Consider the following 22,232-nt stretch of genomic DNA (forward strand, 5'->3'; position numbering starts at 1 on the left):
CCTGGTACGTGTAAGCGTGCCAGGGCTTGTGTTATGTAGCCGGGGGAGCCACGGCTCGCTCAAAGCTGCTCCATTTCATTCTTGATATCCCGGCGCCGGTCTTCAATATATTCCCTGATGACATCCGGTTCCGTATCAAATATACCAACATCCCACTTATATTTAGGGTCATCATAGATATCCTGAGCAATGGCGCTGTGCATTTTCCTGACCACAGGCATCAGGCGGGATACGGTAAAGGTGGATTCCAGTGCCCGCTCAAGGATTCGCTTATACTTCTGTCTGTTCGCCTTGTAAGCCAGCACTTTTCCAGTCAGCACGTTGTATCCCTTAATCCTGACCAGGTCGGAGTTTACAGCTTTACCATAGCAGTTTCTGCCCCATGTGCCCTCGTAATCCCAAGGGATCATTCCATACTTATTGCGTTTGACGTATTCGAATATCGTATAGTTCTGGAGGAACCCGTCGTAATTTCCGGTCAGCACAGCCCCGCATAACCAGCGCAAGTAATTGTCCATATCCAGTCGCTGCCGAAGATAATCGCTTAGCTCGGTCCCTTTTTTTCGGTTAATGCTGCGGATGAAGTCGCTGAGGCGGTTCCTGTCCGTTTCGCCGCCTTTAATGAAAGCGTATCCTGACAGCAATCTGCTCGACTTCGCATTTTTTTCCGGCATGGCAAAGTCAGCATTATCATTGACCGCATAGATGATGCTTCGTGCGTGGAGCCCCCTTTTGCGGAAAAAAGCAGACTTCACCGCCTCGATTCTTAAATACACCCCTTCTTTCTTTCCATTCATATAAAGCACGCAGTGTTTCGTCGAGGGGCTGGGAACGCCAAGCACATTAAAATAATGAAATGAAAGGGCGTTTCTCATCAGGGACGGATCATCGTGCTCCGCGTTAAAGTGGTACGTCGCCTTGGCCGTCCGAATCTCATAGGATTTTTTCGGATATTCACGGGTATGGCCCCCGCGGTAACGAATGCGAATCGGAGTCCTCCGGCCATCCATACTCATCGTTCCACTGACAAACGAATCGGACCATATGTTGCTCTCCAGCTTTTTCATCGCCGAATCCTTTAACTCGATCCGGTATACAGGCAGACCCATGCCGTAACCGCCCTTCTAGATTGAATCGCCTGATCTACGGCCTGCCCGGCCCACTGGGGCTGAACACGGCGTGATCATTTGCCCTATTTAGGCTTTGTTCAACCTATGCGGCGCCGGCAGTTCACGTAAGGGCTGACGCCTTTCTAGTGTAAAAACTATTCGGCAGACATAGAAAGATAGACTCCGGTTTGATTTTGGATAATCTAGTATTTTCGGCTAGTCCCCTTTTTTGCAAGACACATATAAATAGATTACAGATAGACTCGAAGGACAAATAAAGCCCTTCATGAGACTATCCAAACTATCTTGGAAGGGGTAATTGGTATGTCGTTAGCAGGTCTTAACACAATGAACTCCATTGGGAGCGAGGTGAAAATCAATCGCGGCGGGAAAGACTCGATCGTAGGTGTTCTGGTGGGGATACAAAACGGTTACCTGGCCGTTGCGACGAAAGAAGGCATCGTCTATGTCAACAGCACCCATATCAAAAGCATCAGCAGCACAGGCAAATCCGGAGGGGCAAAAGCCATGACGGTGAACCCGATTATGGCAGGAAACTTCGCTGGATTGCTGCACGCGCTCCGCTACCAACGCGTACAGATTAACCGCGGCGGCCCTGAAAAAGTCGAAGGTGTGGTTGCGGATGTGAACCAATCCACATTGACGGTGGTAGCCAAAAAAGATGAAGTCATCAGTATTCCGATATTCCATGTAAAATCCGTTATGGTCATCGGCTCGAACACCAGTGGAGGAAACAAGAACAAGAGCGGCGGTAACAAAAACCAATCTAAAGGCAATCAGTCTGGAGGCAACCAAAGCAAAGGCAACCAAACCAAAGGTAACCAAACCAAAGGCAACCAAACCAAAGGTAACCAAACCAAAGGCAACCAAACCCGCGGCAATCAAACTAGAGGTAACAAAACTCGCGGCAACCAAACTCGTGGTAATCAAACCCGCGGCAACCAAACTCGTGGCAACCAAACTCGTGGTAATCAAACCCGCGGCAACCAAACTCGTGGCAACCAAACTCGTGGCAATCAAACTCGTGGCCATCAAACCCGTGGCAACAAAACCCGCGGCAACCATACCAAAGGCAATCTGACAAGAGGGGCCATGGAATGGGCTAACAGATCCTGGAGAAAGACCAAAACGATTAAACGTACGGTACGCAAGCGCAAAATCGGTAAATAAGCCATGACTGCAATCAACCAAATAGACCCTTCGCGTTGAATCCAATCCACAAAGGGGGGAATAAACCATGTATGTATTTATTGCAGTTTTACTTGCCGGAATCCCGTTGTACTGGATGATTCGTCCAGGAAAAGCTACACGGACCGCAGATCCAGTCATTCAGCCAGTATCCAGTGTTCTCCCCCTGGGAGGTGAGTCAAAGTAAATGTCTGACTACCAAATGTGGCTAACAGTCGGCGTATTTGCCATCACCGTCATTTTCTTGATGTGGCGTCCCCGCGGAATCAACGAATCCATTTCAACCACTGCCGGAGCATTTATTCTGCTCGCCGCCGGGGTCGTCCCTTTAACGGACCTGATCACCATCTTCAACATCGTTTCCGGAGCCGCTGTGACGATTCTGTCTACAATCGTGATGTCCCTGGTGCTGGACAGCGTCGGTGTTTTTCGCTGGGTTGCTCTTAACCTGATTGAACGGGTAAACGGTTCCGGCCGGAAACTGTTCTGGTACGTGATCCTGCTCTGCTTCCTAATGACGATTTTCTTTAATAACGATGGCAGTATCCTGATCACAACGCCCATCATTATTCAAATCTGCTCGATGCTGAAATTAAAGCCGCATCAAAAAATACCGTACCTCCTTTCCGGCGCACTCATCGCAACGGCATCCAGCGCACCGATCGGCGTGAGCAACCTCGCGAATCTCATCGCGCTTAATATCGTAGGCCTGGACCTGAACAGCTATACCCTAATTATGTTCGTCCCCTCCATGATCGGGATCGCAACGATCGCCATGCTGCTCTACCTTTATTTCCGCAAACAGATACCCGTTACCATCTCCCGTAACCCCGCCCGTGATTTTTCATTAGTTAACATACACCCGCTTCAACAGCCAACCGAATCCAGAACCCAAATCGACTGGTGGCTGTTTCGTGTCAGCATCTGCATCGTAGTCCTCTTCCGGGCAGGTTTCTTTCTAGCAGCAAGCTTGAGTATACCGCTCGAGTATGTCGCAATCACCGGGGCTGCCCTCATCGTCTTCGTCCGCTGGTATCGGACCAAAACAGGGATCAAGGACATCGTCACGAAGACGCCTTGGCATATCCTGCTGTTCGCCTTCAGCATCTATATTATCGTCAAAAGCCTGGATAACGCCGGGTTAACCGCTGCTTTAATCAACGGATTACAACCATTTGCCGGCATGGGTGAAGCTAGCCTGATCGCCGCATTCGGACTGTTGCTGACCCTGTTGTCCAATATCGTGAATAACCTGCCGTCCGTCATGATCGGAACCTTAGCGGTGCTCGGCATGGGACTTGATCCGCAGCATGTCCATCTCGCTTATATGGCAACGATTATCGGAAGCGACATCGGTTCGCTGTTGACGCCCGTCGGAACCCTCGCGACCTTGATATGGATGTTCATGTTAAGAAGCAGCAAAATTCATATCACATGGAAGCAGTATATGCGCGTTACGTTCATTGTGATACCTGTCGGTCTAATCGTCAGCCTCGCCAGCCTTTATCTCTGGACTCAATATGTCATATGAAAGGAGGCAAGCTATGGAGTCCATCCGTTCTCTACTTGGAAAAACAATAGAATTAAAGATCTCGGGCTATAAAATCCCGATCATCGGTGAACTCATTGATGTCGGCAGCGATATTTTGGTCCTCTACTCGGAAAACAAATATATTTACACGCCGGTACACCATCTTCAGCACATGAAGGTCATGGAGGAGGCCGAGGATTCGTCTCAAGACAACAAAGAGCCCGTTCTTGACCATGCCCATATTTCTTTTCGCAAGATGCTGATGAATGCAAGAGGCATATTTACGGAAATCCATCTTGGCGGTGCCAGCTCGATTCATGGGTATGTAACCAGCATTATGAATGATTATTTCCTTTTCTACTCCCCTGTTCACCATACCATCTATATCCCGCTGCACCATGTAAAATATTTGTCTCCGTACCCTCCGAATATGACCCCCTATGATTTGAGCGATTCGCATTTTCCCGTGCAGCCAGGAACACCGGCCCTATCGCGGAACTTGGAACAGCAGCTTGAAAAATTCCAGAATGGTCTGGTCGTGTTCGATTTGGGTGAATCTCCCCTCAAAGCCGGGCTCCTCAAAAAAGTAGACAGTCATATTATAGAGCTGATCGAGGCGGGAGGCCAAACCATCCTTCTTCACACGGATCATATCAAATCCATTCATCTTCCCTAACCAAAAAACAGCCAATGCAGAGCATGCTCTGATTGGCTGTTTTTGCATAACGCCGGAATCCGGCAGGGGGACCGTTTCCGGTTTCCGGGGAGCTTCGCGGCAGAGTTGTGGGGGAGGGGGATCTAGGACCCAGGAGCAGGGACCCTGTTTGGGGAGATTGGCGTTGTTTGGTTAATTGGGGTGACCGGCTCATCGTCTCACGTTCCGATCTGCGCATATTTTAACCGAAGAACAGGCCTTTGGCGATTAACGAAAGTTAACGGATCGGCCGTTTTTTTATATAATGAGAGAAAAAGTACGGAAAAGGCATCCATTTTGTCGGAAATTTGGAGGATACAATGATCACGCGGACCGATGCAATCATCTTAAAAACAAAAATCACCCTGCCCTTTCCGAAGGATGGCTTGGTCGAGAGGGAACGACTGCTTCAATCTCTGTCGGGTGGAGTTCATGGCAGACTCACCTTGATTTACGCCCCTGCCGGCTCAGGCAAAACCACCCTGTTGACGCAGTGGGCCCGAAGCGAAGGCGTCAACTGCGCCTGGCTGGCGCTGGACGGCCGTGACAACGATCCGGTCCGGTTCTGGCGCTATGCGGCGTTTGCATTGGCGGAAGTCCTGCCGGCCCCGGCAGCCCTGCGAATGCTGGAACTGGCCGATGCCCTGCCGTCCCTGTCGGCAGACGCCTTCCTGGATGCGTTAATGAATGAGCTTTATGGACTGTCCGAGCCTGTAAAGCTCGTATTGGACGATTATCATTGGATAGAGGATGACCGCATCCATAACGGCTTGTCTTACCTGATCGACTATATGCCCCCCACCCTCCATGTGACGGTCGCGAGCCGCAAGGAAGTACCTTTTCCTGCATCCAAATGGCTCTCCAAGCGGGAATGCATCGTCATTGACGCCGACAGGCTCCAGTTTACCCGGGACGAGTCCGAGCAGTTCTACCACAAGTCCGGCATCATGCGGCTGACCCCGCGGCAGATCGACCGGATTGCGGAACGGACCGAGGGATGGGCAGCCGGTCTGCAGCTGGCCTCGCTCTCTTTAAGAGCGGCGGAAGACGTGGACCGATGGATCGAAGGGTTCTATGGGGACCACCGGGATGTGGCCGATTACCTTTTTCAGGAGGTACTTGCGCAGCTTCCTGCCGACTTGAGATCGTTCGTGCTGACGACGGCCGTTCTCGACCGGATGGATGCAGGCATATGCAGCCTGCTCACGGGCGACCCTGCCAGCGGGGACAAGCTTGACGCGGCCCGCCGGTTCAATTTATTTCTCATCCCGCTGGACCTGAAGCATGAATGGTTCCGCTACCATCATTTATTCGCCGGATTTGTCCGGGAACACCTCAAGCGGCATCAGCCCGATGAGTGGTTGCGGCTGAACCGGCTGGCAAGCCGGGGCTTTGCGTCCCGCGGATTGCTGGACGAAGCCGTAGACCACGCCATGGCTGCCGGTGATTACGCCGAGGCGGGCCGCCTGCTCGAGCAGCATATTCCAGCCGTGCTGGAGCGCGGTGAAGTTTCCGTCCTGCTGCGCTGGTTCGAGGGCTTCCCGCCAGCCTATGAGCTGTCTATGGAGCTGTCGCTCCTGTACGCGTTCGTACTGGTGCTCACCGGGCACTTCGGCCAGGCTGAAACCAGACTCGGATCACTGGAGGCGTCGACCCGGATGCTGAAGGAATCCGAACGGCTGAAGCAGCTGCAGAGCGGCATCCTGTTCGTCCGTTCCAATCTGATGTTCGCCAGCGGAGACTTCACGAATTGGTTTGCCTTCATCGGGACCATGCTGGACGATATCCTCCCGGCTGACCCGACTTATTATATGTTTAACTACAACAAAACAGAGCCTCTTGTGAGACGGACCGCTCTGGGGCTAAAAGGAGTTCTGTCGGCGGACACGGAAAAAATCGGCACGCTGTTTATGGGTGTGCTCGCCGCCCATGGCTGGCAGGGGTCGCTCATTCATCTCTATGTAAAGCAGTCGCTCGTTGAAGGATATTATGAATGGAACCGTCTCGGCGAGTGCCGCCAGATGCTCCAGGAGATGACAGCTTTGACCGAAAAATTAAACGTACCGGGACTGCTCGTTCCCATGCTGCTCATGAAGGCCCGTCTGCTCATTGCGGACGACCGGACCGCTCTGGCGCATGACGTCATCGACGAAGTGCTGGATGCCCCGCTCTCATCTTCTGCCGGCTGGGGCACGCCCTGGGTCCATCTGCTGACGGCATTCAAAGTCCGCATGCATCTTGCAGACGGACAAATGCCGGCCGCCAGGAAGCTGATGGCCCGGCTGGGGCTGACCGCCAAGGACAAGCCGACTTTTCAGCGGGAGTATGAAATGATGACGCTTGTGCGCCTGCTTGGCAAGCAGCGGAAGGAGAACGAGGCGCTGCGGATTCTGGAGCACCTGCTGCCCCAATCGGAGCGCGAGCAGCTCGTTTCCGGCATCGTGGAGAACCATACCCTGCAGGCGCTGCTGAAGGAACAGCTGGGGCAAAAAACGGCCGCCCTCCGCCACCTCCATACCGCCCTGTTCCTGGGAGAAAAGAACGGGTATATCCGGAGTTTTGTGGATGAGGGCAAGCCGATGATGTCGCTGCTTGGCCGGTATGAGGCGGCCGTCATTCGCGGAGAGTCCGGTGGAAGCCATGAGGACATTGGGGCCGGGCTCCCGGGGGAAGTATCCGGGGATTATGTCCGTACGCTTCTGAGGCTATTCCCCGTGGCCATGCAGGAGACGGCGACTGCGGCTGCAGCTCCGGCGGCCTCGGCCGAGCCGCTGAGCCGCAGCGAATCCGAGCTGCTCCGGCTGATCGGCCAAGGGGCGAGCAATAAGGAGATGGCCGCCGAGCTGGCTCTGTCGGAAGGGACCATTAAGGTCTACTTATCCCGCCTGTACGAAAAGCTCGGCGTATCCTCGCGAACCCAGGCGCTCGTTACGGCCCGGCAGCTCGGTCTGCTGTCTTAGGCAGCCGGACCGTCATCTCCGTGCCTTCTCCCGGAGCGCTTTGGACCGAGACGCTGCCGCCGTGCATCTGCACGATTTTCTGAATAATCGATAGTCCCAGCCCGCTTCCCCCGCCGGAGCGGGTTCTTGATTTATCCGCTTTATAGAATCTTTCAAAAATATGCTCGAGGTCCTCGGCCGAAATGCCAATGCCCGAGTCCCTGACGCGCACGACGGCTTCCTGCCCGCTTTCCTCGAGAAAAACCTGGACCGTTCCGCCCTCCGGCGTAAACTTAATCGCATTGTGGAGCAGATTCACCCAGACCTGGCTGAGCAAATCCCGATCCGCCTCGATCGTCACGGGTTCAAACTCTACAGACATATCGAGGTCCTTGCCCTGCCACTGGGGCTCACAGGCGAGAACGAGCATCTGCAGCTGTTTGTCCAGCCGGACCGGTTCAGCGTGAAACGGATGCTTGTCGGAATCCAGCGACGCCAGGCGCAGCATGTTCTCCGACAGCCGGGAGAGCCGTACGCTCTCCTCCTCAATGATGTTCAAGTAATGGTCCCGCTGGCCGGGGCTCAGGTTCTCCTCGCGCAGGACGCGGGCAAAGCCGCTGATCGAAGTCAGCGGGGATTGAGTCTCGTGGGACACGTTCGATATAAACTCCTGGCGCATATGCTCCAGGTTGTTCAGGTCGGCGGCCATGTTGTTGATCCCCTTCACAATCCCGCCCCAGTGGCCGTTTTCTCCGAACACCGGAATTTCCACTTTGAAGTCGCCTTTGGAGATCCGCTTCAGCGCATCGATGACCAATTGGTAAAACTCCGACTGTCTCCGCTTCGCAAACCGCGAAATAATCGAGATGGAAACGCCGAAAATGAAGAATCCCAGCACGGAATTCAGCAGCTGCCGCAAGAGCGGGGATATGTGCCAGCGAAGGCCGTGAGTTATATAGAACGCCGCAGTCCAGCAGACGACGAGCGCTGACAGCAAAAGGATCATGAAAAAGATGATCCGGACGCGCAGCCAAAAGTTCAGCGGCTCACCGTCCATGCCCCGAATCTCATCCTCTCTCCGCTTCGCAATTTCCTTCCGCTTTCTTCTCCGCTCTTCCTTCTTGAGCCGGCGAGCCTCCTGCCGGTCCTCCGGCTTCGTCCCCCTCGCGTGATTCATGCGCTGCCACGTTTCGTTCTGCTCCCGATCCAGACGGCGGCGCTGAATCCGTTCCCGCTGTGTGCTGTAACGATCCGGCCCGTTTCGCTCCAGGTTCCCGGAACGGGCATCGGTACCGTCAGCCTGGAACGCATCAACCGGCCCCTGCTCCCGCTCCTTCATGACAGCACCTCAAGCCGGTAGCCGAGGCCGCGGATCGTGCGGATCTGAAAGCGGTCCTGCTGGTCGGCAAACCGTTCCCGCAGCCGCTTGATATGCACATCGACGGTCCGTTCGTCACCTTCATAGTCATAGCCCCAAATATGTTCAATGATTTGATCCCGGGAAAACGTCTTGCCCGGGTAGCTGCCAAGCAAAAACAGCAGCTCAAATTCCTTCAGCGGGAGCGTCAGCGCAGCCGATCCTGCGTAGCATTCGTACGTTTTGCGGTTCAGACGCACGTCGCCAAACTGAATTTCCTGCGAGGCCGATATTTTATAACGTTTGAGGAGCGCCTTCACCCGGACGGTCAGCTCGAGCGGATCAAACGGTTTGACGAGATAGTCGTCGGTCCCGAGCTCAAACCCTTTGACCTTTTGCGAAGTCTCACCTTTGGCCGTCAGCATCAGCAGCGGAATGTCATAGGCTGCATCCAGCTCACGGCACAGCTCCCAGCCGTCCATGCCCGGCATCATAATATCGAGGATGACCAGATCGGCCTTGAACGACTCCATCGCCTCCAAGGCTTCATTTCCGTTCGCCGCCTCCGCTATCGTATAGCCCTCATTTTTCAGCAGATGGCTGACGAGCTCCCGGATATGAGGATCGTCGTCGACAACCAGTATATGAGCCAAGTCGCCCCACTCCTTTCTATAATAGATATGAAATGAACGCGAAAGTTCGCGCTCATGCGTTCCGTGCGTCCATGCCCCAACCGGAGGGGCCATTTTCGTCCTACCTGCATTTTACCGATTCCGTTCCGATCTCGTAAACATCAATGTGCCGACGATCGTGAAGACCAGGAAGAATCCGGCCATCACGAGCAGATCTGTCACCGGATGGTACAGCACGATCTGCGAGTAGACCGGCGTCCCGGAATAAAACACCGCCCGGGCCAAATCGATGCAGTACGTCATCGGCATAATATGGGCGAGAAAGCCGAGAATGCCGGTGGAATGCTGGATCGGAATCATCGCTCCCGACAGGAACATCTGCGGCATGACGAGCAGCATCGAACCGATATCCGCCGTCTTACTGTCTTGGACAAACCCGATGAAGAAAATACCCAGCGATCCGCCGATCAGGCAGAACAGCGGCGTAATGAGAAACAGCCATACAATATGCATGCCGCCTAATGGAATATGCATCAGGAGTGCAACGATCAGAATGCCGATCAGCCCTACGATGCTGGTGAAGCTGGAACCGATCATTTTACCGAGGATAATAGAATACCTGGAGATCGGGGACACATACAGCTCCTGCGTCAAATTCTGGTTCCTTTCCTCGATCAGGGAGCTCATCCCCGTGATAAGGCCCGTGAACACGCTGTTCACGATCATGCCGATCATCATGAACTGCAAATAATTGTAGCCGAGATTGCCGGCCATGTTCTGCGACAGGCTTCCACCGAAGATGCCGATGAAAATGATCGGAAAGACGATGCTCACGATCATCAGTACCGGATTTTTGATTCCCTTCGTAATTTCCCGTGCGGCGATCGCCACGACCGCGTTGCTTTCCTTTTGCGCTTTGGTCATGAGCATTTAGACCGCCCCCTTTCTCGATTCGTCGTTCTGACTCTGCTGCACCAGGCTCAGATAGGCTTCCTCCAGCGTCTGCTGGTGCACTTCCATCCGGCTTAATGGTGTTTGCAGACGGGCTACGAGGGACTGCGGCGTTTTATCCTGAAAACGGACCCGGAAGCACTGCTCCTCTTCGGTAAAAGAAACCTGAAGCTCCTCCAGCTCCGCCCGCAGCGCCTTCCGGTCGCCGGCATCGATCAGCATACTTTTGTCACCCAGCAGCTTGTGCTTGATCTCTTCCGGCGTTCCGAGCACCGCCACTTTGCCGTGCGTGATCATGCATACCCGGTCGGCTTCCTCCGCTTCTTCCAAATAGTGTGTCGTCAGGAAAATCGTAATGTTTTCTTCCTTGCGGATCTTCTGCAGATAAGCCCACAGCGATTGGCGGGCAGAGGCGTCCAGCCCCTGCGTCGGCTCATCCAAAAATAAAATTTGCGGCTTGTGCATCAAGCTGCGCATGATTTCCAGCTTGCGCTTCATCCCACCGGAGAAGCCCTTGACCTTCTTGAACAAATTGTCGTGAATGCCGACAATGGCGGCCAGCTCCTCGATCCGCTGCTTGTATTCCTTCGGCATCATGCTGTAGAACGGCCGATAGGCATAAACGCCGTAAATGCTGACATGGAGGCGGATGTTCTCTTCCGCCGTCAAATCGAGGTCCAGGCTCGGGTTCTGAAAAATAATGCCGACATTCCGGCGTACCTTCGCCGCTTCCTTCTCCACGTCATAGCCGGCGATCATAACCGTGCCTTCGCTTTTGGACAGCGTGGTGGTCAGGATCGAAATCGTGGTCGTTTTCCCCGCCCCGTTCGGGCCCAGGAAGGCGAAAAATTCGCCCCGCCCCACCTCGAAACTGATCCCGTCCACGGCCGGACGTTTGCTGTTTTTATATTGTTTTCGCAATTGTTCTACGCGAATGATGGGTTCCATCTTCATACCTCCCTTAATTCTGGGTCACCGGCCAGGCCTGTAACAAGCAGTGCCGAGCTTGTGAACGGTACTAAGATTAAACCTGTAATGTGAACTCAATATGAACTGGAGGGGCTCCGCATGCGGATCATGCTTCCGATCCCTGTTATTCCCAGATTTCCATGGAACGGGTAGAAGGTTGAAATCCGGGAATAAAGGGGACCACTTCGTTTCTTCAGCATGAATCCGCCTGCTACGCCTGAAGGCAAGGGGGATGGCACGCACTGCAAGCCTTGCAGCCACCCTGAGACAAAACGCCGATAAAGTTTGGATTTAGTCAAACTTTATCTTGAAACACTTCCAAATTATTGTATGATGGATATTATTTGCATCCGGTCAATTATGAAAGCCGGGCGAAAGCAAGTCACCATACATAAGGTTTCGTTTGGAATTGGGGGTTTTACCATGCAACAATCCGCAAAGCCGTCGATGTCCTGGCTGCTGAAGTATTTGAAGCCGGTCCGGGGACGGCTGCTCCTGCTGCTTATTCTGCTGCTCGCCTCGACCGGGGCGCAGCTGGTCAATCCACAGATCGTGCAGCGCTTTATCGACACGGCCGCCGCGAACGGCATCGTCTCGAGCCTGCTCGTGCTGGCAGGGATTTACCTGGTTTTTGCCGTACTGAACCAGATCCTGACCGTGGCGATCAGCTATCTCGGCAACGACGTGTCCTGGCGCGCCACCAACCAGCTGCGCGGCGACCTGCTGAAGCACTGCCTGCGGCTCGACATGCGGTTTCACAACTTGAAAACGCCGGGCGAAATGATTGAGCGGATCGACGGGGACGTCACCAACATGTCGAACTTTTTCGCCATGTTTATCATTAAAGTCATCGGCAGCTTCGTGCTTCTTGCCGGCATTCTCGGCTATATGTTTACGATCAATTGGCCGATTGCCTCGGTCATGACCCTGTTCACTTTGGCATCTATTGGGGCCATGGTGTTCATCCGCAATCTGGGCGTCACTTCCTCCAAAGATGAACGCGGTGCCAGCGCGGCCCTGTTCGGCCTGATCGAGGAACGGATCGCCGGCATTGAGGACGTTCAGGCGAACGGCAACGTGCCGTACGTCATGAACCGCTTCTACCGCTCTATGCGAAATGTGTTCCTCAAAGGTCGCAAAGCCTGGATGCTGCGCGTCATTCCCTGGAATACAACGGTCGTGCTGTTCGCCATCGCCGTGACGGCGGTGCTGATGCTCGGTGTTCATTATTTTCTGACTGACCAAATATCGCTCGGAACGCTATTCCTGATCTATCAATACACCCAAATGCTGAACGATCCGATCGAGCAGCTCGGGGATCAGGTTCAGGAATTCCAAAAGGCCAAATCCGGCATGCTGCGCTCCCAGGAGCTGCTGGCGAGCCGCACCGAGATCATGGAAGGAACGCAAACGGCGCTGCCTGACGGAGCGCTTGGTCTGGAATTCGACCATGTCCATTTCAGCTATAACCCGGATAAGCCGGTACTCCACGATATTACGTTTACCGTCCGGCCCGGCGAGCGTCTGGGCATCATCGGACGTACCGGAAGCGGCAAGTCGAGCCTCAGCCGGGTCCTGCTGCGCCTGTACAATATCAACAGCGGCACCGTCCGGGTGGGGGGCATAGACATCCGCGACCTGAAGCTCGAGGCGCTGTACCGCCGGGTCGGCATGGTTACACAGGACGTGCAGCTGTTTGACGGCACGCTCCGGGACAATCTGACGCTGTTTGACGGCAGCATATCGGACGACTATATTCTGGGCACGACCGAAAGGCTCGGACTCAAGCAATGGATCGACTCGCAGCCGGAAGGTCTGGATACGCACCTGAAGGCCGGCGGCGCCTCGCTGTCCGCCGGGGAAGCGCAGCTTTTCGCCCTGACACGGGTCTTTCTGACCCAGCCGAGCCTGGTGATTCTGGATGAGCCGTCGTCCCGGCTGGATGCCGCTACCGAAGCGATGCTGCAGTCTGCCGTGGATCAGCTCATGCAGAACTGTACGGGCATCGTGATCGCACACCGGCTCTCCACGCTGGAGCAGGTCGACCACATTATGGTGCTGGGCGACGGCCGGATTCTTGAATTCGGGGAACGGGAGGTATTGGCGAAAGACCCAACCTCACACTACGCCCAGCTGCTGATTACCGGACGAGAGGAGGACTTGGCATGACCGTAACCTGGTTTATCCAGCGCCTGTTTATGTATAACATCTCGCTGTTTATTGTGAACGGCCTCTTGTGGGGGCTGTTCCATTCCATGCCGCTGCTGCTGGGCCTTGGTATGCAGTGGTTTTTCGACCGAGCGACCGGCGAGTCGCATAACTATTTGTGGCTCGTCGCCCCGCTCATTTTTATCGCTATCGTCCGCATATCCCGGACCGGCGTCTTCTTCTGGGCCTTTTTTAAATGGGTCACCTATATTTACGACATCCAGGCGATTCTCCGCACGAATATGCTGAAAGGCATCATGCGCTGGCCCGGACGCAACCTCCCCGCTTCACCGGGCGAAGCCGTGAGCCGGTTCCGCGAAGACGTGGATGAAGTGGTCGAATACGTGGAGTCCTGGGTCGACTTCTGGGGACGGTTTGCGTTTGCGATCATCTCCCTGGTCATCATGGCCCGCATCAACTGGCAGATCACTCTGGTCGCGATTCTGCCGCTGGTTGCGGTGACGCTGCTGAACAATCTGTCCGGCAACCGGGCGAGACGCTACGGCCAGCAGAACCGCGAAGCCACCGGGCGCATCACCAGCTTCATTGCCGAGTCTTTCGGCGCGGTGCAGGCGCTGAAGCTGGGGCAGGCCGAGGAGCATGTCCACCGCCGCTTTGTGGAACTGAATGAATCGCGGCGGCAGGCGGCGCTGAAGGATAACCTGTTCAAGCAGTGGATGCGCTCGCTCAATCAGCATGTGCTCAGCATTTGTACCGGTATTATTTTGCTCATGTGTGCCTCGGCGATGAAGGCCGGACAGTTTACCGTCGGCGATTTCGCCCTGTTTACCTCATACATGACCAATATTGCGTTCAGTATTTCTCTGTTCGGATATATGGTTTTTCAGCATAAAAGACTTAAGGTGTCCCTCGACCGTATGAGTGTTCTCTTCCGGCCAGGGGAGCAGGAGCGGATCATGGATTTCAGCGAAACGTACCTTTACGGCGAACCGCCCGAGCTGCCCGTGGTCGAGCGCAGCTCCGACGACCGGCTGCAAACGCTGGAAATCCGGAACCTTTCCTACACCTATCCGGGCTCGGAGAACGGAATTACTGATGTGAACTTTGCGGTGACAAGAGGCCAGTTCGTCGTGATCACCGGACGGATCGGTTCCGGCAAATCGACCCTCGTCCGCACGCTGCTCGGCCTGCTGCCCAAATCGGGCGGTGATGTGCGCTGGAACGGCCGCGACATCGATCCGGCGGCGTTCCTGGTTCCGCCGCGGTCCGCTTATACGCCGCAGGTTCCGCGGCTGTTCAGCGACACGCTGCAGGAGAACATCGTCCAGGGCAGCCCGCCCGAGGCGGACGCGCTCGCCCGGGCGATCCGGCTGGCCGTCATGGAGAAGGATATCGAGGACCTGGAGAAAGGTCTCGATACTTTCGTCGGCCCGAGAGGCGTTATGCTGTCCGGCGGCCAGATCCAGCGCGCTGCCACAGCACGCATGATGATGACCGAGTCGGACCTGTTTATCTTCGACGATCTGTCGAGCGCGCTCGACGTCGAAACGGAGAAGAAGCTGTGGGAGGGTCTCTTTGAGGAGCGCGACGTCACCTGCATCGCCGTGTCCCACCGCCGGGCAGCGCTGGCGCAGGCCGACCACATCATCGTGATGAAGGACGGCCGCATCGAAGCGGAAGGCAGCCTTGCCGAACTGCTGGAGTCCAGCACGGAAATGCAGCTGCTGTGGCAGGGTGAACCGACGGATTCATCGGAGTCGGGTGAGCAAACTGACAGCAAAAACGAGACGGTGAAGGTCTGAACCACTTCATCACTTGGGGATAGCCAAACAGCCCCGGCCAAATTGCGGCCGGGGCTGTTCATGTTATTTACCCATAGACGGGTTTCCCCAAGAAGACTATTCCGATTTGTGGTGGATTGAATAATTTTCCATTTCAGATTTCGAACTACATTAGTTACCGGTAGGCAGCAGGACCAGCTTGCCGCGGGCGCGCCCACTCAGGCTGATGTCGAGTGCTGTGCGCCATTCATCGAGCGCGAAAGTCCGAGCAACAGGGACAGTGAACTTGCCGTCCGCTGTGTACTGGGCGAACTCGCCGAGAACATCGTAGTTCTGAGCCTCATCCATGGAGAGCTCTGTGAAGGTGGTGCGGACACCGAGCTCGGCGGCTGCGGTGAAGTCGCTAATGGTTAAGACACGACGAGGATCACCTTCGACGATTTGGATAAGAGCAGGCAGTGCTCCACTCGGCGGTGCTGTATCCAGAACCATATCCACCGGCTGTCCGACCAACTCGGCTACGCGCTCAACCATTCCGTCGCCGTACGAGGTCACCTCCGCTCCCATCGCGCGGAGCTGATCGGCGTAGCTATCCCCGGCGGTAGCGATCACTCGGGCACCTCGCATCAGGGCGATTTGGACGGCGGCAATGCCTAGCATGGTTCCGGCTCCGTGCACAAGGAGGGTATGATCCGACTTCACCCCCAGCACTTCAATGTGTCGATAGGATGTTGCGACTGCGAGCGGCAGTGCCGCAGCCCGCACGAAGTCGAGTCCTTCCGGGATACGTGCCCAATGGTCCAGAATTGCTTGTTCAGCCGCGCCACCGCTCAAGGCACCGGCGTAGTCGGCGATGCCTAGGACGGCGTCGCCGATCGCGACATCATTGACACCCTCACCGACCGCATCCACAATCCCAGACACATCCAGACCAATGCCGCGAGGCAGATCACCGGGAAACAGACCTTTGCATATTCCCCAGTCGGCTGGATTTAGCCCGCAAGCGTGCACTTTCACACGAATACGCCCGAGACCGGGGCTAGGGATCGCAGCCTGTTCCAAGCGCAGTACTTCTGCCGGTTCACCGTATTGATGTAAACGGACCGCGCGCATTGTTGCAGGGGTTGATGTTGAATTGTTCACATCACTACTCGACGAATCAAAACTCCTCATTTCGATTTCCCTCCATTTTGTCTTGGTAGTCTGTGTTACAATGGAATCATAAACTATGAAGTTAACTTGAAGGCAAATCATTTAGAGGGGATTTACATTGAAAATCCATGAGTTAGCAATAAAAACAGGCTTGACAGCCCCTACCATTCGATTTTATGAGAAGGTAGGTTTGTTAGACAGTCGTTATGTTCTTAGGGGGAAAAATAACTATCGTGACTATTCAGAGGAGACAGTCGAACATTTGAAGATCATTAAGAGGCTGCAGAGCGTTGGCTTTTCTCTAGACGAAATGACAGAACTCTTTCAAGAATATACTGTGGATAAGCTTACGATATCAAAAGGAATGGAACTCATTGACCTCTTTCGTGAAAAGATACGTGAGATCGAGCAGAAACAGATCGAATTTGAGCAGATTCACAGAACTCTTAATGACATGTTGGAAGCCAAAATTTCATTGATGAACAACTTAAGAACGGAAACCATGTTTGACGACAAAATATAGAAAAGGCCATTTTGTCGTACCGGTGTGCCTCGAATGGGCACTGGGAGTTGATTTGATTATTTTACCGCTACAAAATCCGAATACCCCCAGAAATCAATACGCCCACCAGTTGCCGGACATCACAAGGAGCGAGAACAGCTTGATGCTGTCTTCATAGTATCCTTCGCTTGAGCTTCCGGCCGTATATGTCCACACAGAGTTCAGCCAGGTTTGGTTCGACGAGGAAGTCATGGCGCTGACGCCGAACGGGGCGAAAAAGGCGCCGCTGTTATACGAACCGATGACGCTTCCGTTCAGCTTGTATCCGTCCTTGACGGCGCCCGGGTTGCTGTTCACCTTGCCTTTGATCCAGCTGTTCATCTGGTTCAGCTGATTCAGCGCCCGGTTGTCGCCGGTCATCAGGTAATCGGTCGTAATCCGCCAAGGCGTACGGCAGGAATTATAGGCGTAGGAGCCGTCGGTCGTATCTTCCAGGAAGTCGGCCGGCGCTGGCTTGTACGCGCCTCCCGAGTAGACGACAAAGTCGGGCAGCAATCCCGTCGATGCACTGTAATTTGTATAAATCGAATTGATAATGGAGTAGGTTTTATCAATGACCTTAGTCCACCGGGTATCACCGGTCGCCTGCTGGAACGCCTTCAGATGGTTCAGCATGAAGTCTGAAGGACGGGTCGCCGTAGCGTAGGAACCGTCGGTAGCCCAATCGCCAAGCCGGAGGGTCCATTGCGTCTGGTTCACGTCGTTTTGCATAATGGCATTGATGATATTTTTGGCTGCCTGCAAGTAGTTCACTGTGCCGCTGCTGCCCCACTGCTTGTCCGCCAACAGGAGCGAATAAGCGATGTCCATATCCCCGTCAGTGGCGGAATCGGCTCCTTCAACATTCTGAAAGCTGCTGTTCTGTTTCCATGCCATCAAGTACGGATTATTGTCGCTGGGATGCTCGGTGTAGTACTTATACAGTCCGTTAAAATAGGTCTGCGCGCTGCTGTCGTATCCGGCCATCAGCACGGTCAGCAGCATGCCGTAGCCATGCGCTTCGGACACCGTCGCGCCGCTTGAATCGTACTTCACATAATATTTGCCGGTCCCGGCCGGCTTCAGGTAAGCTGATTTCCAGCTGTCCCATTTGGATTTGACTGCATCGTCCATCGTGGTCTGGGTTACATGACTCGGCTTGATCGAGCCGCTGGTGTAAGTCGTATGCTGAGGGAAAGGCTTGTTCGGCGCCGCCAGCGCAAATCCGGCGGGAACCATCAGAAAAGCGAGACAACAAATCAGAACGGCTTTGCCGCTTAATGAAAATCTCTTATTTCTTTTCATCACCCATTACGCTCCTTTAATTTCATAGATTAGGAAACAGGTTATGCCTCGGTTCATCTCAGCTGTAACCGCCCGGGACGCCATCGGCGCGGGCAGCAGATCACAGGATTAACGCAGTCCCACCCCCTCCGAAAGTTAAAGCGCTTTAATATTAGTTTCTCTATTAGTCTACCTGATTTCCAATTATTTGTAAAATATATTTTTATATGTAATCCAACAGCTGCACGGCATTACGCCGCATATCCTCCGTCCGCTGCCTAAAAGCGCAGTAGGCGATATGGTCTAAGCCAATGTGGAGCAAACAGCAGCGGAGCCGCTCCTCCATCTGCGAAGGAATGCCTCCCTGCCGCTCCCAAACATCATTCAGAACCTGCTGCAGATCGATCTCCTGCCACTGCGGATACCAAGGCCACCAGTATAAAAGCCAGGCCATGTCATACAAGGGATCGCCGTAAATGGCATTTCCCCAATCGATGATGCCGGTCAACCCGCCGCGGTCCACCAATACATTCCGGTTCAAAAGGTCGCAGTGAGCGATACCTCTATACTCGGGAAGACGGGGGGCGAGCCGCTGTAAAGCCGAGACACCGCTATCAAAAATTTTGGACTCCGCGGGGAATAAATCCAGCCGCTCCCGCCAGCCGGGAAGCCGGTCCCTCGGTCCGGTCACGGACAGCAGCTCCTCACTCCAGCTTGCGCGACGGCCCCCAAGACGCCACTCTCCACCATGGCTTATACTTCCTGTATCTACCTGTTGAAGTCCCAAGAGCGCATCAATCAGCCCCGGAAGGATCAGCCGCATTTCCCCAGCATCAAGCTCATCCAGATGTCCGCCACGGACCCGCCTCGATACGGCATAAAAACCTTCGGATGTCTCTCCGATCAAGGTAACCTCAGGAACGGGTACCATCGGCGGGGCGAGTGAACCCATGACCTGATCTTTTTGAAAATCTTCCACATGAGCGCCGAAACGGATCACCATTTCCTGGCCGTCCAGCGTGAATCCGTAAGCCGTTGACCAGTCTCCGGCACCCACCGGAGCAATATCCTTGGCCCGGCTGCCAAAACGGCTGTTTATAAACCGGACTGCACCAAGAAGATCAATAGTCATGAGGCTTCCTCCTTTAATTACCAGATTACAAGCAGTCTACCAGCCATGTTCCCCCGCTTCAAGTACTAAAAAGGTATGCATAGCCTCAGCGCATTAATAGCCCAGCACCCCGGTAATGCCCCTGCATAGTTCCCGGCTCCCCGCAATAACGCCGGAGGCACCCCATCCAAACGGCCCGCCGTCCATATCGGTTGCGATTCCGCCTGCCTCCTCAATCAGAAGAGCTCCGGCCATCCAGTCGTAAACTTCCTGCCCGTGCTCCCAATAAGCATCCATCCGCCCGCAGGCCACATAAGCCATCTGGAGCGCAACCGAACCGAGCATACGGATTGCAGTCGTCTCCGGCAGGAGCTTCCCGGTACTCCAGGCGGTCAGCCGCACGTTCTCGGGCTCCTTCTCCACCTTGTTCGGCGGCGCAGTGACCAGCAGGGCGTCGGCAAGTTTGGTTTTCTGCGCCACGGCCATCCGTTCCCCGTTCAGAAAGGCACCCTTTCCCCGCATCGCATGAAAAAATTCACGCCGGTTCGCATCATACACTGCCGCAAAAACCGGCTGCCCCTCCTCGATCAGGCAGAGTGAGGTCGACCAGAAGGCAAAACCCTGATGCAGATGCACCGCGCCATCCACCGGATCAAGCACCCAATAAGTCCCGCCAAACTCCGGCTCACGCTGCTGATCCGCATCCAATTCGGCCTCCGACCATGGAATATCCGGGTAACGGGATTCGAGTATGCTTCGGATGTTCTTCTCGGCCCACGAGTTCGCCTCCACAAACCGGGCGATCATCGCCTCCCGGTCCGCCGGAGCGGGCCCCTGGCCGTATTTGACCAGCAGCTGTCCGCCGGTCCCTTCAAGAACAGTGCGAATTTCTTCAACATTCAGATTTGTTTTCATCTTTCATCCATCTCCTTTTGATATGAGAATTGCTTTTTTAATAGTATTCTTGAATACTACTAATGAGTCTCCGAAAAAAGGGGGACGCCTCCTATTCCAGCATCCCGCGATATGGACCGATTATCCGCTCGTAGTGACGTCCGTATTTCTCTTCCAGCTCCCGGCCGAAGTCCTGCTCAATCCGGTCGGCGATGACATCGTGGAAGAACGCATTGTTCAGCAGCTCGATCACCGACGGGTGGTCTGTCTCCAGTGCAGACAGCTTCAGTGATTTGCCGAAGCTGCCGATCAGGGCTGCCCTGCCGTCGCACAGAACGGAAAATTTACGCGAGATTACCTGCGCCCACTCCTCGCTCCGCTGATGTACGATGACGTTCGAAAGCCCGGTGCCCGCCTCGCCGATCGTGATCAGAATGACGTTAATCCCGCGCTGCTGGGCTTCCATCAGTGCTTCCTCCACCCAGTGGACATCCTCCGACCAAATGTCAACGACAATACTCCTATCCGCATTGGCAATCAGCCGGCGGATGGCGGTCTGCAGCGCTTGTTCCCCTTTCCAGGTGTAAAAGGCAGGTGCCGCCTTCGGCGGCGCATCCAGCTCTTCCACAAGCGCCTTCGCCGTCTGCTCAAACTGCGACTTGAGCATGCGGATGAGCTGCCCGATCGGGACGGCATCGTACAGCACCGGATCCGCTTCGATGGAGCGGCAGAAGCCCTTGTCGGTCAGCACCCGCAGCGCCGCATAGACGTTCGTCCGTGATACCGATACCCTTTTCGCCACTTCATAACCGGACAAATGGGGCTCTTCGTGCAGCACGAGGTAGATGCGCGCTTCCAGATCCGAAAGACCGAGGCTTCGCAGTTGTTCGATCATTTTTAGCTCCTCCTTTCGCTAAAGTACTGTAGTGTTATTTTATAATACTACTTATATATCTTGTCAAGCGTGTATCGATATATTACGGAGAATCCGTCTCGATGATAAGCTCAAAAAACCGCATCCCTCTCGGATACGGTTCGATTTCACAGCTCCAATTTAAGTTTTTTAGATCAAGCGGCGTCCTTCCGATTTCCGGTACTGCTCCGGCGTCATGCCGGTCATTTTGGCAAAGGCCCGGAAAAATTGGCTCGTGCTCGAGAACCCAAGGTTGAAACTGATAACGGTGACAGTGTCCGCGGACTTCTTCAGCTGCTCCATCGCTTCCCTCACCCGGAGCTGCAGCACATACTGATACGGGGGCACGCCCGTCAGAGACTTGAACGACCGGATAAAATGGTACCGGCTCTGCATCGCCATCGCTGCGAGGCTGCTGACGCTCAACTGTTCCGTGAAATGCGCATGCACATATTCGAGCACCTGTGCCAGATGCCGGTCGGCGGCAGCATGGGCCATCTTGGGGCTGGCCGGAACGGTCCCCTCCCAAATCAGCTCCCGCAGATCGCAGATCATCCGGGCTTCCAGCTCCTCCTCCACGAGCGGATCAGCCATGTCGAGAGCCATCATGTCCGCTGTCCATTGCCGAAACACCCTCGATACCCGGCTCACGTCGAACTGCTTTCTGTGCCGGGGCTCACTGTAAACCGAGGAATCACCCGGGTACAGGCTCTCCGGCCGGATCCGGATCACCACCACGCCCGTGCCGTCGCCGATGTAGAAGGAATGCCGGTCGCTAGGCTGCAGCACAATTCCTTCGCCGGGAGGGAGCGCCAGCTGTTTATGCTCATGCGTAAAATGGCAGGTCCCTTGAAGCGGAATCGTGATTTGGAATTGATCGTCGTGTGCATGCGGTGTATTTTCGAACGGGCTGGAGAAGCGGTGAACCTCCAGCTGCGGCATTACGATCTGCATTCTCATGTACCCTCACCCCGCTTCAGTATAGCATATCGTGCT

At 54.7% G+C, this 22,232-nt stretch carries 18 protein-coding genes; 7 read left to right on the forward strand and 11 right to left on the reverse strand.

The window, feature by feature from the left end; all coding sequences use genetic code 11:
• Positions 1–59: 59 nt before the first annotated feature.
• On the reverse strand, positions 60–1,109 hold the full coding sequence (locus MKY74_RS02250; RefSeq protein WP_076173032.1) for a CotH kinase family protein: 1,050 nt from the start codon (positions 1,107–1,109) through the stop codon (positions 60–62).
• A 324-nt stretch (positions 1,110–1,433) separates the two neighbouring features.
• Between MKY74_RS02250 and MKY74_RS02255 the strand changes: the two genes are divergently transcribed.
• From MKY74_RS02255 to MKY74_RS02270, 4 genes are all read left to right on the forward strand, one after another.
• Positions 1,434–2,300 (forward strand): hypothetical protein, encoded by an 867-nt coding sequence (locus tag MKY74_RS02255; protein WP_341011549.1) that lies wholly within the window; start codon positions 1,434–1,436, stop codon positions 2,298–2,300.
• 205 nt (positions 2,301–2,505) lie between these two features.
• On the forward strand, positions 2,506–3,849 hold the full coding sequence (locus MKY74_RS02260; RefSeq protein ID WP_076173034.1) for an arsenic transporter: 1,344 nt from the start codon (positions 2,506–2,508) through the stop codon (positions 3,847–3,849).
• Positions 3,850–3,862: 13 nt separating this feature from the next.
• On the forward strand, positions 3,863–4,525 hold the full coding sequence (locus MKY74_RS02265; protein ID WP_076173035.1) for a DUF2642 domain-containing protein: 663 nt from the start codon (positions 3,863–3,865) through the stop codon (positions 4,523–4,525).
• A gap of 338 nt (positions 4,526–4,863) precedes the next feature.
• Positions 4,864–7,503 (forward strand): LuxR C-terminal-related transcriptional regulator, encoded by a 2,640-nt coding sequence (locus tag MKY74_RS02270; protein WP_076173036.1) that lies wholly within the window; start codon positions 4,864–4,866, stop codon positions 7,501–7,503.
• Here MKY74_RS02270 and MKY74_RS02275 read toward each other — a convergent pair.
• The 4 genes from MKY74_RS02275 to MKY74_RS02290 all read right to left on the reverse strand — a co-directional run bounded on the left by MKY74_RS02275 (position 7,472) and on the right by MKY74_RS02290 (position 11,370).
• The gene (locus tag MKY74_RS02275; protein WP_341011550.1) at positions 7,472–8,821 is read right to left on the reverse strand and encodes a sensor histidine kinase; all 1,350 of its coding nucleotides are present in this window, start codon (positions 8,819–8,821) and stop codon (positions 7,472–7,474) included. The genes MKY74_RS02270 and MKY74_RS02275 overlap by 32 nt on opposite strands.
• Positions 8,818–9,492 (reverse strand): response regulator transcription factor, encoded by a 675-nt coding sequence (locus MKY74_RS02280; RefSeq protein WP_076173037.1) that lies wholly within the window; start codon positions 9,490–9,492, stop codon positions 8,818–8,820. The genes MKY74_RS02275 and MKY74_RS02280 overlap by 4 nt, the downstream gene beginning before the upstream one ends.
• 111 nt (positions 9,493–9,603) lie before the next feature.
• A complete protein-coding gene (locus tag MKY74_RS02285; protein WP_076173038.1) occupies positions 9,604–10,401 on the reverse strand; it encodes an ABC transporter permease in 798 nt (265 codons plus the stop codon).
• On the reverse strand, positions 10,402–11,370 hold the full coding sequence (locus MKY74_RS02290) for an ABC transporter ATP-binding protein (RefSeq protein WP_076173039.1): 969 nt from the start codon (positions 11,368–11,370) through the stop codon (positions 10,402–10,404).
• A 444-nt stretch (positions 11,371–11,814) separates the two neighbouring features.
• Here MKY74_RS02290 and MKY74_RS02295 point away from each other — a divergent pair, with 444 nt between their 5' ends.
• On the forward strand, positions 11,815–13,560 hold the full coding sequence (locus tag MKY74_RS02295; RefSeq protein ID WP_076173040.1) for an ABC transporter ATP-binding protein: 1,746 nt from the start codon (positions 11,815–11,817) through the stop codon (positions 13,558–13,560).
• Entirely contained in the window at positions 13,557–15,362 is a 1,806-nt protein-coding gene (locus tag MKY74_RS02300; protein ID WP_076173041.1) for an ABC transporter ATP-binding protein, read from the forward strand. Before MKY74_RS02295 ends, MKY74_RS02300 begins: the two co-directional genes overlap by 4 nt.
• A gap of 150 nt (positions 15,363–15,512) precedes the next feature.
• On the opposite strand, the gene MKY74_RS02305 is transcribed toward MKY74_RS02300, so the two are convergent.
• Entirely contained in the window at positions 15,513–16,514 is a 1,002-nt protein-coding gene (locus MKY74_RS02305) for an NADP-dependent oxidoreductase (protein WP_208629341.1), read from the reverse strand.
• Between the two features lie 97 nt (positions 16,515–16,611).
• On the opposite strand from MKY74_RS02305, the gene MKY74_RS02310 reads away from it, so the two are divergent.
• Entirely contained in the window at positions 16,612–17,016 is a 405-nt protein-coding gene (locus MKY74_RS02310; RefSeq protein ID WP_076173042.1) for a MerR family transcriptional regulator, read from the forward strand.
• 93 nt (positions 17,017–17,109) lie between these two features.
• Here MKY74_RS02310 and MKY74_RS02315 read toward each other — a convergent pair whose 3' ends face one another.
• From MKY74_RS02315 to MKY74_RS02335, 5 genes are all read right to left on the reverse strand, one after another.
• Positions 17,110–18,339: a glycosyl hydrolase family 8 gene (locus MKY74_RS02315; protein ID WP_076173043.1), complete on the reverse strand. Its 1,230-nt coding sequence runs from the start codon at positions 18,337–18,339 to the stop codon at positions 17,110–17,112.
• A gap of 202 nt (positions 18,340–18,541) precedes the next feature.
• Positions 18,542–19,450: a phosphotransferase family protein gene (locus MKY74_RS02320; RefSeq protein WP_076173044.1), complete on the reverse strand. Its 909-nt coding sequence runs from the start codon at positions 19,448–19,450 to the stop codon at positions 18,542–18,544.
• Between the two features lie 93 nt (positions 19,451–19,543).
• Positions 19,544–20,344 carry an inositol monophosphatase family protein gene (locus tag MKY74_RS02325; RefSeq protein ID WP_076173045.1) on the reverse strand — a complete coding sequence of 267 codons (801 nt, stop codon included), beginning with the start codon at positions 20,342–20,344 and terminating at the stop codon, positions 19,544–19,546.
• Between the two features lie 91 nt (positions 20,345–20,435).
• Positions 20,436–21,218, reverse strand: coding sequence for a TrmB family transcriptional regulator (locus MKY74_RS02330; protein ID WP_076173046.1), 783 nt, complete (start codon positions 21,216–21,218; stop codon positions 20,436–20,438).
• Between the two features lie 168 nt (positions 21,219–21,386).
• Positions 21,387–22,196 (reverse strand): AraC family transcriptional regulator, encoded by an 810-nt coding sequence (locus MKY74_RS02335; RefSeq protein ID WP_076173047.1) that lies wholly within the window; start codon positions 22,194–22,196, stop codon positions 21,387–21,389.
• Between the last annotated feature and the right edge of the window lie 36 nt (positions 22,197–22,232).

Source organism: Paenibacillus sp. FSL R5-0378 (assembly GCF_038009285.1).
Classification (GTDB): Bacteria; Bacillota; Bacilli; order Paenibacillales; family Paenibacillaceae; genus Paenibacillus_AQ; species Paenibacillus_AQ favisporus.

Bases quoted from the DNA above. Each gene is read 5' to 3' on its own strand.
- MKY74_RS02320 (WP_076173044.1), bottom strand. From the start codon at position 19,450: ATGACTATTGATCTTCTTGGTGCAGTCCGGTTTATAAACAGCCGTTTT.
- MKY74_RS02250 (WP_076173032.1), bottom strand. From the start codon at position 1,109: ATGGGTCTGCCTGTATACCGGATCGAGTTAAAGGATTCGGCGATGAAA.
- MKY74_RS02300 (WP_076173041.1), top strand. From the start codon at position 13,557: ATGACCGTAACCTGGTTTATCCAGCGCCTGTTTATGTATAACATCTCG.
- MKY74_RS02290 (WP_076173039.1), bottom strand. From the start codon at position 11,370: ATGGAACCCATCATTCGCGTAGAACAATTGCGAAAACAATATAAAAAC.
- MKY74_RS02275 (WP_341011550.1), bottom strand. From the start codon at position 8,821: ATGAAGGAGCGGGAGCAGGGGCCGGTTGATGCGTTCCAGGCTGACGGT.
- MKY74_RS02305 (WP_208629341.1), bottom strand. From the start codon at position 16,514: ATGAGGAGTTTTGATTCGTCGAGTAGTGATGTGAACAATTCAACATCA.
- MKY74_RS02295 (WP_076173040.1), top strand. From the start codon at position 11,815: ATGCAACAATCCGCAAAGCCGTCGATGTCCTGGCTGCTGAAGTATTTG.
- MKY74_RS02270 (WP_076173036.1), top strand. From the start codon at position 4,864: ATGATCACGCGGACCGATGCAATCATCTTAAAAACAAAAATCACCCTG.
- MKY74_RS02335 (WP_076173047.1), bottom strand. From the start codon at position 22,196: ATGAGAATGCAGATCGTAATGCCGCAGCTGGAGGTTCACCGCTTCTCC.
- MKY74_RS02285 (WP_076173038.1), bottom strand. From the start codon at position 10,401: ATGCTCATGACCAAAGCGCAAAAGGAAAGCAACGCGGTCGTGGCGATC.
- MKY74_RS02315 (WP_076173043.1), bottom strand. From the start codon at position 18,339: ATGAAAAGAAATAAGAGATTTTCATTAAGCGGCAAAGCCGTTCTGATT.
- MKY74_RS02265 (WP_076173035.1), top strand. From the start codon at position 3,863: ATGGAGTCCATCCGTTCTCTACTTGGAAAAACAATAGAATTAAAGATC.
- MKY74_RS02325 (WP_076173045.1), bottom strand. From the start codon at position 20,344: ATGAAAACAAATCTGAATGTTGAAGAAATTCGCACTGTTCTTGAAGGG.
- MKY74_RS02330 (WP_076173046.1), bottom strand. From the start codon at position 21,218: ATGATCGAACAACTGCGAAGCCTCGGTCTTTCGGATCTGGAAGCGCGC.
- MKY74_RS02255 (WP_341011549.1), top strand. From the start codon at position 1,434: ATGTCGTTAGCAGGTCTTAACACAATGAACTCCATTGGGAGCGAGGTG.
- MKY74_RS02260 (WP_076173034.1), top strand. From the start codon at position 2,506: ATGTCTGACTACCAAATGTGGCTAACAGTCGGCGTATTTGCCATCACC.